This is a genomic window from Lysinibacillus sp. UBA6686 (genome assembly GCF_002455205.1).
GTDB classification, from domain to species: Bacteria; Bacillota; Bacilli; order Bacillales_A; family Planococcaceae; genus Lysinibacillus; species Lysinibacillus pakistanensis.
In genome coordinates, this window is the sequence record NZ_DKJS01000056.1 from 114558 (window position 1) to 130286 (window position 15729).

The 15729-nt window shown below is 36.8% G+C and carries 18 protein-coding genes and 2 pseudogenes; 18 read left to right on the forward strand and 2 right to left on the reverse strand.

Annotated elements, in window-relative coordinates; genetic code table 11:
* The first annotated feature begins 10 nt into the window (after positions 1-10).
* From rpmJ to B2R82_RS14945, 17 genes and pseudogenes are all read left to right on the forward strand, one after another.
* Positions 11-124, forward strand: a complete 114-nt coding sequence (gene rpmJ, locus B2R82_RS14865) for a 50S ribosomal protein L36 (RefSeq protein WP_000868344.1) — start codon at positions 11-13, stop codon at positions 122-124.
* Between the two features lie 24 nt (positions 125-148).
* Complete coding sequence (gene rpsM, locus B2R82_RS14870) at positions 149-514, forward strand: 30S ribosomal protein S13 (protein WP_004233729.1); 366 nt, start codon at positions 149-151, stop codon at positions 512-514.
* Between the two features lie 25 nt (positions 515-539).
* Positions 540-929 carry a 30S ribosomal protein S11 gene (gene rpsK / locus B2R82_RS14875; RefSeq protein WP_004233731.1) on the forward strand — a complete coding sequence of 130 codons (390 nt, stop codon included), beginning with the start codon at positions 540-542 and terminating at the stop codon, positions 927-929.
* A 139-nt stretch (positions 930-1068) separates the two neighbouring features.
* Positions 1069-2013 (forward strand): DNA-directed RNA polymerase subunit alpha, encoded by a 945-nt coding sequence (locus tag B2R82_RS14880; protein ID WP_004233733.1) that lies wholly within the window; start codon positions 1069-1071, stop codon positions 2011-2013.
* Positions 2014-2070: 57 nt separating this feature from the next.
* Positions 2071-2451 carry a 50S ribosomal protein L17 gene (gene rplQ / locus B2R82_RS14885; RefSeq protein ID WP_012296051.1) on the forward strand — a complete coding sequence of 127 codons (381 nt, stop codon included), beginning with the start codon at positions 2071-2073 and terminating at the stop codon, positions 2449-2451.
* Between the two features lie 506 nt (positions 2452-2957).
* Complete coding sequence (locus B2R82_RS14890) at positions 2958-3803, forward strand: energy-coupling factor ABC transporter ATP-binding protein (RefSeq protein ID WP_286925672.1); 846 nt, start codon at positions 2958-2960, stop codon at positions 3801-3803.
* On the forward strand, positions 3779-4651 hold the full coding sequence (locus B2R82_RS14895; RefSeq protein ID WP_286925673.1) for an energy-coupling factor ABC transporter ATP-binding protein: 873 nt from the start codon (positions 3779-3781) through the stop codon (positions 4649-4651). Before B2R82_RS14890 ends, B2R82_RS14895 begins: the two co-directional genes overlap by 25 nt.
* Positions 4648-5445 (forward strand): energy-coupling factor transporter transmembrane component T family protein, encoded by a 798-nt coding sequence (locus B2R82_RS14900; protein WP_286925674.1) that lies wholly within the window; start codon positions 4648-4650, stop codon positions 5443-5445. The genes B2R82_RS14895 and B2R82_RS14900 overlap by 4 nt, the downstream gene beginning before the upstream one ends.
* A 13-nt stretch (positions 5446-5458) precedes the next feature.
* Positions 5459-6199: a tRNA pseudouridine(38-40) synthase TruA gene (truA, locus tag B2R82_RS14905; protein ID WP_286925675.1), complete on the forward strand. Its 741-nt coding sequence runs from the start codon at positions 5459-5461 to the stop codon at positions 6197-6199.
* 178 nt (positions 6200-6377) lie between these two features.
* A complete protein-coding gene (gene rplM, locus B2R82_RS14910) occupies positions 6378-6815 on the forward strand; it encodes a 50S ribosomal protein L13 (protein WP_004233742.1) in 438 nt (145 codons plus the stop codon).
* Between the two features lie 25 nt (positions 6816-6840).
* Positions 6841-7233 (forward strand): 30S ribosomal protein S9, encoded by a 393-nt coding sequence (gene rpsI / locus B2R82_RS14915; protein ID WP_004233744.1) that lies wholly within the window; start codon positions 6841-6843, stop codon positions 7231-7233.
* Positions 7234-7672: 439 nt separating this feature from the next.
* Positions 7673-8005: a DUF4870 domain-containing protein gene (locus tag B2R82_RS14920; RefSeq protein WP_286925676.1), complete on the forward strand. Its 333-nt coding sequence runs from the start codon at positions 7673-7675 to the stop codon at positions 8003-8005.
* A gap of 42 nt (positions 8006-8047) precedes the next feature.
* Positions 8048-8806 (forward strand): MerR family transcriptional regulator, encoded by a 759-nt coding sequence (locus B2R82_RS14925; protein ID WP_286925677.1) that lies wholly within the window; start codon positions 8048-8050, stop codon positions 8804-8806.
* Positions 8807-9291: 485 nt separating this feature from the next.
* Positions 9292-10119 (forward strand): annotated as a pseudogene (locus tag B2R82_RS14930) (DUF4822 domain-containing protein); the annotation flags it as partial.
* Between the two features lie 361 nt (positions 10120-10480).
* Positions 10481-11305 (forward strand): annotated as a pseudogene (locus B2R82_RS14935) (DUF4822 domain-containing protein); the annotation flags it as partial.
* Positions 11306-11473: 168 nt separating this feature from the next.
* Positions 11474-12187, forward strand: coding sequence for an N-acetylmuramoyl-L-alanine amidase (locus B2R82_RS14940; RefSeq protein WP_286925680.1), 714 nt, complete (start codon positions 11474-11476; stop codon positions 12185-12187).
* Between the two features lie 72 nt (positions 12188-12259).
* A complete protein-coding gene (locus B2R82_RS14945; protein WP_286925681.1) occupies positions 12260-13315 on the forward strand; it encodes a P-loop NTPase in 1056 nt (351 codons plus the stop codon).
* Between the two features lie 57 nt (positions 13316-13372).
* Here B2R82_RS14945 and gerD read toward each other — a convergent pair whose 3' ends face one another.
* Positions 13373-13978 carry a spore germination lipoprotein GerD gene (gene gerD, locus B2R82_RS14950; RefSeq protein ID WP_286925682.1) on the reverse strand — a complete coding sequence of 202 codons (606 nt, stop codon included), beginning with the start codon at positions 13976-13978 and terminating at the stop codon, positions 13373-13375.
* A gap of 152 nt (positions 13979-14130) precedes the next feature.
* Here gerD and B2R82_RS14955 point away from each other — a divergent pair, with 152 nt between their 5' ends.
* On the forward strand, positions 14131-14811 hold the full coding sequence (locus B2R82_RS14955) for a KinB-signaling pathway activation protein (protein WP_286925683.1): 681 nt from the start codon (positions 14131-14133) through the stop codon (positions 14809-14811).
* Positions 14812-14844: 33 nt separating this feature from the next.
* Here the strand turns inward: B2R82_RS14955 and B2R82_RS14960 are convergent, their stop codons facing one another.
* Positions 14845-15504, reverse strand: a complete 660-nt coding sequence (locus tag B2R82_RS14960) for a hypothetical protein (protein WP_286925684.1) — start codon at positions 15502-15504, stop codon at positions 14845-14847.
* Positions 15505-15729 lie beyond the last annotated feature (225 nt).

Here is a 15729-nt window from a genome sequence, read left to right on the forward strand (position 1 = left end):
GTTAGGTTAGATGAAAGTGAGACCATCTGTGAAACCGATCTGCGAAAAATGTAAAGTAATTCGCCGACGCGGTAAAGTAATGGTAATCTGTGAAAATCCTAAACACAAACAAAAACAAGGATAATTCTGAAGGAGGTGCACAACGTACATGGCACGTATTGCTGGTGTTGACATTCCTCGCGACAAACGCGTGGTAATTTCATTAACGTACATTTTCGGTATTGGTAAAACTACAGCTCAGAAAGTATTAGCTGACGCAGGCATTTCAGAAGATACACGCGTACGCGACTTAACTGAAGATGAGTTAAACAAAATCCGTGAACAATTAGATTCATACAAACTTGAAGGTGACTTACGTCGCGAAACTTCATTAAATATTAAACGTCTGATGGAAATCGGTTCATTCCGTGGTATCCGTCACCGTCGTGGTTTACCTGTTCGTGGTCAAAATACGAAGAACAATGCGCGTACGCGTAAAGGTCCTCGTAAAACAGTTGCGAACAAGAAAAAATAATTGGTAAAGGAGGTTCCTTCTTAACATGGCTCGTAAACAACAAACTCGTAAACGTCGTGTGAAAAAGAATATCGAATCTGGTATTGCACACATTCGTTCTACATTTAACAATACAATTGTAACGATTACAGATATGCAAGGTAACGCTGTATCTTGGTCAAGTGCTGGTGCTCTTGGTTTCCGTGGTTCACGTAAATCTACACCATTCGCTGCTCAAATGGCTGCAGAAACTGCTGCTAAAACATCCCTTGAACATGGTCTGAAAACGTTGGAAGTAACTGTTAAAGGTCCTGGTGCAGGTCGTGAAGCTGCAATTCGTGCACTTCAAGCTGCTGGGTTAGAAGTAACTGCTATTAAAGACGTTACTCCAGTTCCTCACAATGGTTGCCGTCCGCCAAAACGTCGTCGCGTGTAATGGGTGCGTCTCATATTGTATGAGAACATCATTTTTTGTACAGACTGTCTTGTGCAGATAATAAACGATACGTCATTGACGATCGAATCTATGATGGAAAGAACCTATACATTCGATGTTTTGAAGGAGGGTAAATGAAATGATCGAAATTGAAAAACCAAAGATTGAAACGGTGGAGATCAGCGAAGATTCCAAATATGGAAAGTTTGTTGTAGAACCGCTTGAACGCGGATATGGAAACACTTTGGGTAATTCTTTACGTCGTATCCTTCTGTCTTCATTACCAGGAGCTGCTGTCACTTCAATTCAAATTGACGGTGTTCTTCACGAATTCTCAACAGTAGAAGGCGTGGTAGAGGATGTAGCTTCAATTATTTTGAACGTGAAAAAACTTGCTCTTAAAATCTACTCTGACGAAGAAAAAGTTATTGAGATTGATGTAAAAGGCGATGGTACAGTTACGGCTGCTGACATTACACATGACAGTGACGTAGAAATTTTAAACCCAGATCTATATATTGCAACAATCGCTAAAAACGGTCATTTACGTATGCGTATGTACGCTCAACGCGGCCGTGGTTACACTCCTGCTGATCAAAACAAACGTGAGGATCTTCCTATCGGCGTGATCCCGATCGACTCTATTTACACTCCAGTATCACGCGTCAATTTCCAAGTGGAAAATACTCGTGTAGGTCAGTCTTCTGACTACGATAAACTTTCTCTTGATGTGTGGACAGATGGTAGCATCGGTCCGAAAGAGGCGATTTCGCTCGGAGCAAAAATTTTAACCGAGCATCTTAACATCTTCGTTGGCATGACTGATGAGGCACAAACTGCTGAAATCATGGTCGAAAAAGAAGAGGATCAAAAAGAAAAAGTTTTAGAGATGACTATCGAAGAACTTGATCTTTCTGTTCGTTCTTATAACTGCTTGAAGCGCGCGGGTATTAATACAGTACTTGAGCTTGCAAACAAGTCAGAAGACGATATGATGAAAGTTCGTAACCTTGGACGTAAGTCACTAGAAGAAGTAAAAGCGAAGTTAGAAGAGCTTGGTTTAGGATTACGCAAAGAAGACTAAGCGATTTAAACAAAACTTACAAGATCAGATATTTTTTTATAAGGGAGGGAAACATCCATGGGTTACAGAAAACTTGGTCGTACAAGTTCTCAACGTAAAGCGATGTTACGTGACTTAGCTACTGATTTAATCATCAACGAGCGTATCGAAACTACTGAGGCTCGCGCTAAAGAAGTACGTAAAGCTGTTGAAAAAATGATTACTTTAGGTAAACGCGGAGATTTACACGCACGCCGTCAAGCTGCTGCATTCATCCGTCGTGAACTAGTAACAACTACTGATGCAGAAGGTAACGAAACAACTTCATTTGCACTTCAAAAGTTATTTGATGATGTTGCGCCACGTTATGCAGAACGTCAAGGTGGTTACACTCGTATTCTTAAAGTAGGTCCTCGTCGTGGTGACGGTGCACCTGTAGTTGTGATTGAACTAGTTTAATCATAAGAGAAAACTTGTGGTGAAGAGGGTGGGAGACACCACCCTCTTTCTTTATAAATGATTTATACGACAAATAATTAAGCTGAGCGTTATGATGAGCGGGCACTGTTGTGTGGCGTCTCGTTTAGCTCTCCGCACCTCATTCGAGGAAACAAGGGTTTGAGCACCCATGTTTCTTGTAAATGTAACGACTAGCGCATTTCTATTGAATGAGGTGCGCGCTTTTTTATTATGTAAGACAGCGCCAAATTGTGGTGCTTTTTTTAATATATGGGCTTGGAAACTTGCTTTTTCATATTAAATACATTCATCAACATGATGTGAACAATCCATGTTAACGGACCTTAAAATCTTGGATGTTCTGTTTAATGTAAAAGAGTTGGATAGAAATTACTACAATGTTTTTATCACTTTTCTTTTATCGACATAATGATTGTAGTAGAAATCATACATAAAACAGTGTAAGTTAGTTAGTAGAGCTGAGCATGTAGAGAGGAGTTCTAGAAATGTCTGAAATTCTATCGTTAAATAATGTAACATTTTCATATACACCGGAAGATCATGAAAGCCGTAATGCTGTGGAGAATGTTAGCTTTGCAGTGCAGGAGGGAGAATGGATTGCTATCGTGGGTCATAACGGTTCTGGTAAATCTACGATTGCAAAGCTAATGAATGGATTGTTATATCCACAACAGGGCGATGTACGTATATTACGCGAAGTATTAACAGAAGAGAATCTTTGGGAGAGCCGTTCGCAGATGGGGATGGTTTTTCAAAATCCTGATAATCAATTTGTTGGAGCGACTGTGCAGGATGATGTAGCCTTTGCTCTTGAAAATAACGGTGTACCTTTTGAAGAAATGGTGAAACGTGTACATGCAGCACTAGAGCAAGTGAAAATGAGTGATTTCTTAGATCATGAGCCTCATCACTTATCAGGTGGGCAAAAACAGCGTGTTGCCATCGCAGGCGCACTTGCGTTAAAGCCAAAGCTTCTTATCCTCGATGAAGCTACGTCTATGCTAGATCCACAGGGACGTGGTGAAGTATTACAGACAGTTCAAACTTTACGCGCTGAAACAGGATTAACAGTACTATCCATTACACATGATTTAGAAGAGGCGATGCTTGCGGATCGTATCCTTTTCATGAACGATGGTAAGAAATTTGCCGAGGGTACACCTGTAGAAATATTTGCACTTGGGGACAAGCTAGTTGAGCTAGGGCTTGACTTACCATTTGCCATGAAGCTATCAAAGTTACTGCAAAAGGAAGGTGTTCCATTAATGGGACAACATATGACAGAAGAAGAGTTGGTGAATGACTTATGGACATCAAACTTCAACAAGTAAGCTATGCTTATGCACAGGGCACACCCTTTGAAAAACGGGCATTATTCGATGTAGATTTTGAAATCCCATCACATACGTATCAAGCGATTATTGGGCATACAGGCTCAGGTAAATCAACCATACTTCAGCACTTTAACGCACTTCTAAGACCTACTTCTGGGGAAGTACATATAGGTGACCGTATTGTTGTAGCTGGTAAAAAGGCGAAGGATTTAAAGGCTGTTCGCCAAAAGGTTGGTATTGTGTTTCAATTTCCAGAACATCAACTGTTTGAAGAAACCGTGTTAAAGGATATTATGTTTGGTCCTATGAATTTCGGTGTTTCAGAACAAGAGGCTGAAGCACGTGCAAAGGAACTAGTAGACTTAGTAGGTCTGCCAGAGAACATACTTGAAAAATCACCTTTTGATTTATCAGGTGGACAGATGCGAAGAGTGGCAATTGCAGGTGTATTAGCCATGGAGCCAGAGGTGATTGTTTTAGATGAACCAACTGCTGGGCTTGATCCGCGGGGTCAAAAGGAAATTATGGATATGTTTTATAATCTTCATCAGGAACGAGGGCTTACGACAATCCTAGTTACGCATAGTATGGAGGACGCAGCTCGTTATGCAGATAATATTGTTATTATGCATGAAGGAAAAAACGTATTGAGTGGTACACCGCAAGAGATTTTTAAAGATGTCGAGACATTAAAAAATTTCCGCTTAGAGCCTCCTCGTATTGTACGCTTTCAGCAAAAAATCGAGCAAATGATGAAAAAACCTTTGCAAAAAGTATGTTTAACGGAAGAGGAGCTCGCTTCTGAAGTTGCTCGAATGCTACGAGAGGAGCGTGCAGAATCATGATGGAAAAAATGATATTTGGACGCTTCCTACCAGGAAATTCTCCTGTCCATAGGCTTGATCCGCGTTCAAAGCTACTATTTGTCTTCGCGTTCATTATTATCGTATTTTTAGCAAACAATACAGTGACATATGCTATGCTTCTAGCCTTTACCTTACTTATTGTATTTGTATCGCGTATACGTCTGTATTTTTTAATTAACGGTTTAAAGCCAGTATTATTTTTAATGGCCTTTACCTTCTTACTTCATATTTTTATGACAAGGGAAGGTGCCTTGGTATTTGATTGGAAGTATATTAAAATCTACGAAGAAGGAATACGACAAGGGATTTTCATTTCAGTACGTTTTCTAGTATTGGTCTTTATGACATCTATCTTAACTCTTACAACGTCACCGATCTCAATTACAGATGGCATTGAAGTACTGCTAAATCCATTAAAAGCTTTAAAAGTGCCTGTACATGAGTTAGCCTTGATGATGTCTATTTCATTACGCTTCATTCCCACATTAATGGATGAAACTGATAAAATTATGAAGGCTCAAATGGCACGTGGCTCAGATTTATCCTCAGGACCATTAACGGATCGTATTAAGGCAGTGGTCCCATTGCTAGTTCCTCTCTTTGTTAGTGCCTTTAAACGGGCGGAGGATTTAGCAACAGCTATGGAAGTAAGAGGCTACCGTGGAGGAGAGGGACGCACTAGATATCGTAAGCTAAAGTGGGATATGGGTGATACATTAGCTTTGGTGTTACTAGTAGCAATAGCTGTATTGCTATTCTTTTATAGAAGTTAAAGGAGTTAGCTTTATGCGACGATTAAAAGTAATTATTAGCTATGATGGAACACATTTTTCTGGCTATCAGGTACAGCCTGGAGAGCGCACAGTCCAGGCTGAGCTTGAGCGAGTTCTTACCATTATGCATAAAGGGGAAAAGATAAAAGTTACCGCAAGTGGCCGTACAGATGCGAAAGTCCATGCAACCGGACAAACATTGCATTTTGATACACCACTTGCCATTCCAACTGACAAGTATAGAAAGGCTTTGAATGTACAGCTTCCTAGAGATATTCGCGTATTGTCAGTAGAGGAAGTAGTACATGACTTCCATGCACGATACAGTGTGACTGGAAAGCGATACCGCTATATTTGGTCCTGCGAGCGTGTTCAAAGCCCGTTTCGTAGACATTTCACGGTTGAGACAAATGGCGTCAAACCTAATGTAGATGCGATGCAGGAGGCGGCGAAGGCTATCATTGGTACACATGACTTTTCATGCTTTTGTGCAGCAAATACAAGTGTGAAGGATAAAGTACGCACAGTAACGACACTGCAATTTGAATGGCACGGGGAAGAGCTTCATATGGTGATCGAAGGTACTGGCTTCTTATATAATATGGTTCGTATTATTGCAGGTACACTTTGGGAGGTTGGTGTAGGTCGACGTGCTATAGATAATGTCGCACTTGTAATCGTCTCAAAAGACCGTGATAAAGCGGGAAAAACCGCACCACCACAAGGGTTATACTTAGAAAAAGTGTTCTACTAGTGACGTTCTATCATTCTGAACAACTTCACCAGGTGTTTAATGAAATTGCTTGACTTTAAAAGTCATTCATTATATGATAACAGATGGTATTTTCATTACCACCACAAATAAGCCCCGAAACTTATAGTGTAGTTTAATGAAAAATAACGGTAATCGAATCGATTAGGAGGATATATACATGCGTACAACATTCATGGCTAAAGGTCACGAAGTAGACCGTAAATGGTTAGTAGTTGATGCAGAAGGCCAAACTCTTGGACGTTTAGCTTCTGAAGTAGCTGCAATCTTACGTGGTAAACATAAACCAACATTCACACCAAACGTTGACACAGGTGATCACGTAATCATCATCAACGCTGATAAAATCCATTTAACTGGTAACAAATTAGAAGGTAAACTTTACCGTCACCACACTCAATTCGCTGGTGGTTTAAAAACTCGTACTGCTGGTGAAATGCTAGATAAGTACCCAACAAGAATGATCGAATTAGCAGTTAAAGGTATGCTTCCTAAAAACTCTTTAGGTCGCAAAATGTTCACTAAACTTAATGTTTACACAGGAACAGAGCATCCACATGCTGCACAAAAACCAGAAGCATACGAGCTTCGCGGATAATATAAATTAAGAGGAGGATATTACTTTGGCACAAGTTCAATACATCGGCACTGGTCGCCGTAAAAGCTCTGTAGCTCGCGTACGTTTAGTACCAGGTACAGGTAAAATTGTTATCAACAAACGTGAAATCGAAGAATACGTACCATTCGCTGCACTACGTGAAGTAATTAAACAACCATTAGTAGCTACTGAAACTACAGGAAGCTATGATATCCACGTAAACGTTAACGGTGGTGGATACACTGGTCAAGCTGGTGCTGTTCGTCACGGTATCGCTCGTGCTCTACTTCAAGTAGACCCAGATTTCCGTGCTGCACTAAAATCTGCTGGATTACTTACTCGTGATTCACGCATGAAAGAACGTAAAAAACCAGGTCTACGCGGCGCTCGTCGTGCACCTCAGTTCTCAAAACGTTAATATCGTTGTTATATCAACGTTTCCAAGCTCTTCTCAGATTTACCTGAGAGGAGCTTTTTTTACGTTGATAACAAAAATAATACCCCGTTAATAGACCCTTTGATTAAAACAGCTAGGTGATAAAGGATGAAATTAACCTTAGGTAATACGGGGAAAGACCTAATTCAGATATGGATTATTTAACTATCATGATAGCGTATTACAAAAAATTGAAGGCAGTAAGCTAACAATTTGCACTAACCTAAAAATTGCGTTTGAATAAGGAATTATTTTATCGAAAATAATCAAATTTTTAAGTCAACCCCAAGTTGTGGTGAAAAACCATTTTGAAATAAAATAAAAATTTGTACTTGTATCTCTAGTAGCGTCACCTTTTATGATGAATTTAGTTACCAAATAAAACGGTAACTAATAATTTATGACACTGGAGGTAGGACTATTGAAAAAAGAAAGTTTATTAAACAGGGTCCTAGCAAGTTTTATGCATTTATTCTCACTTTTGTTAACCTTTATTTTACCGATATTAGTATATCTGGTAACGAAAGGTAGGAATGATTATTTTGCCAATCACGCAAAAGAAGGGATGAATCTTCATTTTACTTTTTTCCCTATTTTACTAATATTAACTTTTGTATCTAAAAAAATTAACATGGTTTCTATTCTATCCTTTGCACTGATTATACTGGAAACCATATTAATTTTAATTGCCACGATTTATACTTTAAAGGGAAAAAAGTTTTCTTACCCAGTTATAAGATATTTTAAGGAATAAAAGATAATCTTATATTACTAAGCGACAAAGCTTTTCAATGAGGTGATAATATTGGATAAAGATATATTTACTATAGGAGAATTTGTACAAAAGTCTGGTGTTAGCATCCGAACTCTTCGATATTATGACAGCATAGACTTATTGAAACCAAGTGATTATACAGATGGAGGACATAGATTATACTCACAAGAAGATTTAAGAATTTTACAAAAAATTAAAGCTCTACAGTTTTTAGGCCTTCCTTTAAAAGATATTAAAACTATACTTGAAAAACAAACAGTTGAAGGTGAAATATTAATAAAATCTTTAACTTATCAAAAGAAGTTATTTGAAGCAAAAAAAGTTGAGATTGCCAACATTATATCTGATTTAAATCATCTTATTAAAATAACAGAAGCTGAGGAAATTATTAATGTTGATGTGTTTTGTTCAATGCTTCAAAAATTAATATTTGAAGAAGATACTGAAAAGTGGTTGAAGGAGAACGATTTTAATGATCATTTATTTAATATTAGTAAGCAGGAAGAAATTAATTTAGACAAAAAATGGAGTAGGGTTTTGACTAAAATCAAACAATTATCTTTTACGAAAGCTATACCTTCTTCAAAAGAGGCGCAAGAAACAATAGAAATACTCCTAAAACTAATAGATGAAACTGCAAAAGGAAACTTAGATTCAATTAAAGAGAAGCTTCCCTTTGCAGAACCAATTTCATTTCCAAACCCTTTCACCGAGAAGGAGCTAGAATTTTTACAAGAAGCTATAAATTGTCATAAAAATAATAACGCAATTGAATATTGAACATTGCTATTAATAATTACTTTCAATAAATGTTTTTGAATAAAATCCTATAGTAGTTTTTTTGATAAAAGCCCTATTTCTCAATTTTAATGCGAGAAATTGGGTTTTTTTGTATTTAATCTATTTTGACAGATTTTTATTCAAATTAGATGGCTTTTTTTAGGTAATAAGAAGTATTTATTAAAATTATTTTCGGATAAGTTTATATTTTTTTAAGGAATTATTTAGAGGGAGTTTAACATTCAATATTAATATGATTGTCAATGGAACATCAAGCCTCAATAAAAATAGAAAAAATCATCTAACTAAAAAGGGCTTGAGGTAACTAAATTATGGGGGTAAATGGAGATATGAAAAAGCTATTAATAGTATCCGTTGCAGCGACGGCACTCCTTGCTGCATGTCAGGATAAAGAGACTGTAAAGGAAAATGATGCAGAAAGTGCAGAAGTAAAAAAAGAGAGTGCCGCAATCGAAAATAATACACAGTTAACAAAAGGACAAGAAATGGCTAACATGCTTAGTAGTACAAACTGGCAAGGAACAAAGGTATACGATAAAGATAATAATGACTTAACAGCTGAGAATGCAAACTTTATTGGTCTTGCTAAATATAATGTTGAAACAGGTCACTATGAATTCTTTGATGCGACTACTGGAGAAAGCCGTGATGATAAAGGAACATTCTTTATTACAAATGATGGTCAAAGCAGAATTTTAATTTCTGAATCGAAAAATTACCAAGCCGTTGTGGAAATAACAGAGTTAAACAACAATATTTTTACTTATAAACGAATGGGTAAAGATAAGGAAGGCAACGATGTAGAAGTTTTTGTTGAGCATATTCCTTATAATGATAAGGATCTTGCTTTCACGGATGCGGATAAAACTTTAGATGCTGCTACAGGTGATATTGTAAAAAACGTGGACGGTGATAAGATCTTAGCAGAGACATTGTGGCATGGGACTGTAGTGTTGGATGAAGCTGGGAATGATGTAACTGAATATAATACGAACTTCATCAGTATCGCAAAATATGATGCAGACACAAATAAATATGAATTCTTTAACCCTGAAACAGGAGAAAGTCGTGGAGACTATGGTTACTTTGATATTATCCATGGCAATAAAGTTAGAGCCCACGTTTCAATTGGCGCCAATAAATATGGTGTAGCACTTGAAATCACAGAGCTAAACGATAAGAAGTTTACGTATAAAAGAATGGGTAAAGACAAAGATGGAAATGAAGTAACTGTATTTGTTGAGCATGAACCATATGAAGGTGAATATAATCCTGAATTCACACTCAAATAAATTTTCAAATTCCTCCTTGGTGAAAAACAGCATTAGTCTTTTATGGGACTGATGCTTTTTTTGTGTGAAGAAATTTAATTATAATCCTGTAGCTCACATAACAATCGCTGTTATCTCCAGTTGGATAAATTGCTAAGTAATGTGTATTTTACGCGGAAATGGCTGATACTGCGTGTAAGCTGTTATTTCGTAGAGGACCATGAAGTAACTGAATATATAAAATGGAGGTCAATTCATGAAAAAGCTATTAATCATTTCACTTGCTATAATGGCATTGCTTGCCGCATGTCAGAGTAAACAAGATGTAAAAAAGAAAGAGGAAGTTAAAACTGAGCAATCTGGAGATCAAAGGCAGATTGAAATGACGAAAGGTCAAGCAAATGTAAATATTCTAAGTAGTACCAACTGGCAGGGCACAAAAGTTTACGATAAAAATAAGAAGGATTTAACCGCAGAAAATTCTAATTTTATTGGCCTGGCAAAGTATGATGCTAATTCAGCTCGTTACGAATTTTTTGATCCACAAACAGGGAAAAGTCGCGATGATAAAGGTATTTTCTTTATCACGAATGATGGAAAGCAAAGAGTATTGATTTCTGAATCGAAAAATTATCAAGCAATCGTGGAAATTACGGAGCTAACCCAAAATTTATTTACGTATAAAAGAATGGGGAAAGATGCAAATGGTAACGATGTAGAGGTATTCGTTGAGCATGTTCCTTATAAAGACAGAAAGCTAACATTTACTGAAGAAGATAAAGCATTAAAAAATTCCACAGGTACAATTGTAAAAGATGTGGATGGCGATAAAATTTTAGCTGATACACTTTGGCAGGGAACGGTTGTATTAGATGCAGAAGGAAATGATATAACACAATATAATACAAATTTTATCAGTATTGCTAAATATAATGCTGATACGAATAGATATGAATTTTTCAATCCTGAAACAGGTGAAAGCCGTGGAGATTACGGTTACTTTAATGTTCTTCATGGAAATAAGCTAAGAGCACATGTTTCAATAGGTGAAAATAAATATGGGGCTATCCTTGAGATTACTGAGCTTAATAACAAGAAATTCACTTATTTAAGAACTGGTAAAGACAAAGATGGCAAGGATATCACAGTGTTTGTAGAGCATGAACCTTATACAGGTAAGTTTAAACCAGAATTTACACAAAAATAGACATTAACGGCATTAGTTCGAAAATTGTAAGGGACTAATGCCATTTTTAAATATTAACTTCTATTACAAATCAATCTCTCAATGTTAATACTTGCGAGTTTTTTTCACTTTCTGGCATAGTTCTCTCACTATCATCGTACACTAAATGTAAAAGGGTGGTGGATATGGGTGAAGCGCTGGCTTGCACTAGGAGTAATTATGCTAATGAGTATAGTGGTCGTGGCATATGAAACGAATGCTTCGGACCGTAACTTCTTCCTGCCAGACCCACTTGGCGGCCAAAAGGTTGTCATTGATGCGGGTCATGGTGGTCAGGATGGGGGAGCTTCAAAGGGCGAAGTGATTGAAAAGGATATTACACTTGCAATTGCTCAGCATGTCGAGAAAGAGCTAAAGAAAAAAGGCGCAACGGTTGTAATGACTCGAACACAGGATGGAGATGTTATCGAGGAGCATGCGCCGTCAGAGAAGTTTGGTACAATGCGTGAACGAAAAAAGCAGGATATCTTTTTAAGAAAAGATATTGTTGAAAAAGAAAAACCAGATATTTTTATTACAATTCATGCAAATGCTATTCCAGAGACAAAATGGCGTGGAGCACAGGTGTTTTATCATAAAGAAGGACATGCTGAAAGTGAATTATTAGCAAAGAGCATCCAAGAATCTATACGTACGAATTTAAAAAATACAGACCGAGAAGCACTGTCTATCAAACAAATATATTTACTGAAAAAAGTTGAAGTACCTGCTGCACTTGTGGAAACAGGATTTATCAGCAATGATGAGGAACGCGCACTTTTAACGGATAAAAAATACCAAGAAAAAATGGGTGATGCCATTGTTGAAGGTATAGAAGCCTATTTATTAGCTAAAATTGAATAGAGCAACATCTACAACGTAAATCAAATCATTATGATATACTAACATTGAGATAAAATAAGGGGAGTGTTCGTCGTGATTACTGAACAACAAGTACGAGAAATACTGGGACAACTACAAGATCCATTTTTACATAAATCACTTGCAGAAACAGATGGAATTTCAAATGTATCAATAAAAGAAGAAAAAAATCATGTCAGTGTAAAAATTGCGATTGCTAAAACAAATACACCTGAACAATTACAATTACAGATGAAAATTGTTGAAGTTTTGAAGGAAGCGGGAGCAAATACAGTAGGCATTCGCTTTGAGGAGCTATCAGCAGAGAAATTACAAAGCTTCCGTGGAACGGCTACTGAGTCTGAGGCTCAGGATATTTTATCTCCTCTTAGCACTGTACAAGTTATTTCCATTGCATCAGGTAAAGGTGGTGTAGGGAAATCTACAGTTTCCGTTAATCTCGCTGTGGCATTAGCACGTCTTGGTAAAAAGGTAGGCTTGATTGATGCTGATATTTACGGATTTAGTGTACCAGATATGATGGGTGTTACCGATATGCCAAAAGTGGTAGATAATCGAATTTTCCCAGTTGATCGCTTCGGGGTGAAAATGATTTCAATGGGCTTCTTTGTTGAAAATAATGCACCAATTGTGTGGCGTGGACCAATGCTAGGTAAAGTATTAGATCAGTTCTTCCGTGATGTAGAATGGGGCGAATTAGACTATCTGCTACTCGATTTACCACCAGGTACCGGGGACGTAGCTCTAGATATTCATCAAATGCTGCCTTCATCGAAAGAAATTGTTGTTACAACACCACATCCTACAGCAGCATTCGTTGCAGCTCGTGCAGGTGCAATGGCTCTGCAAACAGAACATGAAATTTTAGGTGTTATTGAAAATATGGCATGGTACGAGTCAAAATCAGGTGATCGTGAGTTTGTATTTGGTCAAGGTGGAGGGCCGAAGTTAGCTGAAGAACTACGTACAGAATTACTTGGTCAAATTCCACTTGGTCAACCTGACTGGTCAGAAGAAGATTTTGCCCCTTCTGTTTATGCTGAAAAACACCCAACTGGACAAATTTATTTAGATATCGCGACGAAAATGATTCATAAATTAAATAAATAATTAAAAACGGATTTCCTAAATTATTAAATGAGGAAATCCGTTTTTTAAATAAAGAAGTTACTGAGTAGTTTTTTGCCCTTTGTCAGTGCCTTCACCGCTACCTGCCTTTTTCTCACTTTTACCAGAAGGTGCTGTTCCTTCACCGCCACTTTTTTTAATAAGCTCCTGCCATTTAGTTTGCATAAGTGGACTTTCAATTGTTTCCTTTACGACTTCCTCCATTTGTTTTCTCATGTTGGAAGACTTTAGAATTGTTTCTAACTGCTTTTGCATATCGGGCTGCCCAAAGAATGCCTCCATATCCTTTTGGAATGTGGGATCTTTGATTAATTCCTTCATAATATCCTGTTGCTGCTTTTGCATACTTTTAGCGACAGTTTCTTTAAACTTTGGATCTTCAAATGTTTTCTTCCAAAAATCTTCTGCTTCCTTGGAAAGTAAGGTTTCCTCAGTGGCCTTCTTCACTTCTTCATGCTCCAAAATCAATAATTCACGAAAGCTAGGCTCCTCTAAAAGTTGCCGTAAAGCCTTTTTACCATCCTCAGTTTGTAAAGAGTCAATCATAATTTTTTTTATTTCATCATAGGACATGGTAGAAGTTTTATCTTGTGAACAGGCAGAAAGAAAAAGCATTAGAATTAGTAATAAGGAAAATTTTCGCATTAATCATCAGTCCTTTCTATAGATAGACTCTTTCAATTATTGTTCACATTTACGATGACTTTATGTATTGGTTAGGATGAGAAATAGCTTTTTTAACAATGCATTGTTAAAATAAATACAGATATATTGTAGAAATTGGGGGACTTTTAGTTGTGACGATACGAAATTGGGCAAAGTTTTTCTTTTTTGCAATGCTCGTTGGAGGCGCTGTCAACGGTATTTGTAGCTTGTTTATTAGATGGGATTTCTTTCAACCATACATAACAAATGGTCATTGGGGAGAATTTTTAGCAGGGCTTTTATGGATGGTCTTTTTAGGATTTACAATGAGTGTAATTGCACAAGCGGGCTTTTTTGCCTATTTAACACTCCATCAAGTGGGAGTTAACATTTTTAGAACATTGACCCTATGGAATTGGGTACAGTTACTATTAATTGTTATTACTATTTTTGACGTTATTTTCTTCCGCTTTATCCCAGGAGTTAAAGAGGGACAAAGCTGGATATTTTATTTAGGATTATTAATTGTTTTAATTTTTGGAGCAGTTGCAACAGCCGTTCAAAAAGTAAAATTGACGGGGAAAAAGCATGTTTTGATTTCAGCATTATTTTTTATGATTGTCATTACAACGTTGGAATGGACGATTGCTTTAATGGGACGAGATGAAAATATTAACGAGTATGTTGCATTGTTGCTATTTCCATTACTTGCTGTAAATGCCTATCAATTATTAGTATTACCCAAATATAATGCAAAATCCGATGAAGATCGTCAAAAGTTAGAAGCGCGCCGTAAAGCACGTAAAGAACAAGCGAAAAACGCAAATGCATAATAAAGATGCCTCCGAAAATGTGGAGGCACTTTTTTATGGTGATTTTTTAGTTTGAACTTTATATCCAAAAATATTTTCTTCAATCGACATAAATTTATTTTGTTGTAGCAAAGTATTTATATCTTTGAATGTAATTGGATTGTTTTGATGCAAGGTGATGAAAATAAAATCGCCCTTTTGTATTTTAGGTGTTTTTTCTCCTTTCCAAATCAAAGAGGGAGAAAGAATGTTTATTTGCTGTTGAAATAAGTTTTTTTGTAAATCCTGAGAATATTGGTGATTGCGAGTAGCAAACCAAAGGGGTGTTTCTTTTAAATATTTTTCGTAAATAGCGATATCTTTCTGTACGGCTGTCATATTAATAGGTTCATCAATAGAATCCTCTGGTCCTAATAATCCTGTAGGTAGTTTCCGCTTTTGTATGATTTTTAATTGTTCCGGTGATCGTTTAATCCATGCAGCATCTAATAATAAGAGTGGATAAGGTTCTTTTACAGTGTTAAGCCAGTCCATTAGTGCTTCATCAGAGAAAGAAATTTCTACTACAAGAGATGTACCGTAATGCCCTTTTGTTACAACTGCTGGAGCATCAGCGATATTAAATACAGAAATCATAGTTGAGTTTATCGGCTTTATAAAAACAAATAGTATTACGATGAAAAACAATGAAATCAACGTTTTACGAACCATCATAACAACCTCGTTTCTAAAATATTAAAGAGAAAAATAAACTTCTTAAAAAAACTTATGTTTTAGTGTTGACTTTCATGAATAATCGATGTTATTATGTATAAGTCGCCAAGAGATGACGCGACAAAATAAAAAATGAACCTTGAAAACTGAACAAGCAAAACGTAATCAATATAGTTTTTAGTAGCTAGCTTTTACTAGTGAAGGAAACAAAAATTTTGGACATCA

Coding starts and splice junctions, on each gene's coding strand:
- rpmJ (WP_000868344.1), top strand. CDS start 11: ATGAAAGTGAGACCATCTGTGAAACCGATCTGCGAAAAATGTAAAGTA.
- rpsM (WP_004233729.1), top strand. CDS start 149: ATGGCACGTATTGCTGGTGTTGACATTCCTCGCGACAAACGCGTGGTA.
- rpsK (WP_004233731.1), top strand. CDS start 540: ATGGCTCGTAAACAACAAACTCGTAAACGTCGTGTGAAAAAGAATATC.
- B2R82_RS14880 (WP_004233733.1), top strand. CDS start 1,069: ATGATCGAAATTGAAAAACCAAAGATTGAAACGGTGGAGATCAGCGAA.
- rplQ (WP_012296051.1), top strand. CDS start 2,071: ATGGGTTACAGAAAACTTGGTCGTACAAGTTCTCAACGTAAAGCGATG.
- B2R82_RS14890 (WP_286925672.1), top strand. CDS start 2,958: ATGTCTGAAATTCTATCGTTAAATAATGTAACATTTTCATATACACCG.
- B2R82_RS14895 (WP_286925673.1), top strand. CDS start 3,779: ATGGACATCAAACTTCAACAAGTAAGCTATGCTTATGCACAGGGCACA.
- B2R82_RS14900 (WP_286925674.1), top strand. CDS start 4,648: ATGATGGAAAAAATGATATTTGGACGCTTCCTACCAGGAAATTCTCCT.
- truA (WP_286925675.1), top strand. CDS start 5,459: ATGCGACGATTAAAAGTAATTATTAGCTATGATGGAACACATTTTTCT.
- rplM (WP_004233742.1), top strand. CDS start 6,378: ATGCGTACAACATTCATGGCTAAAGGTCACGAAGTAGACCGTAAATGG.
- gerD (WP_286925682.1), bottom strand. CDS start 13,978: ATGCGAAAATTTTCCTTATTACTAATTCTAATGCTTTTTCTTTCTGCC.
- B2R82_RS14960 (WP_286925684.1), bottom strand. CDS start 15,504: ATGATGGTTCGTAAAACGTTGATTTCATTGTTTTTCATCGTAATACTA.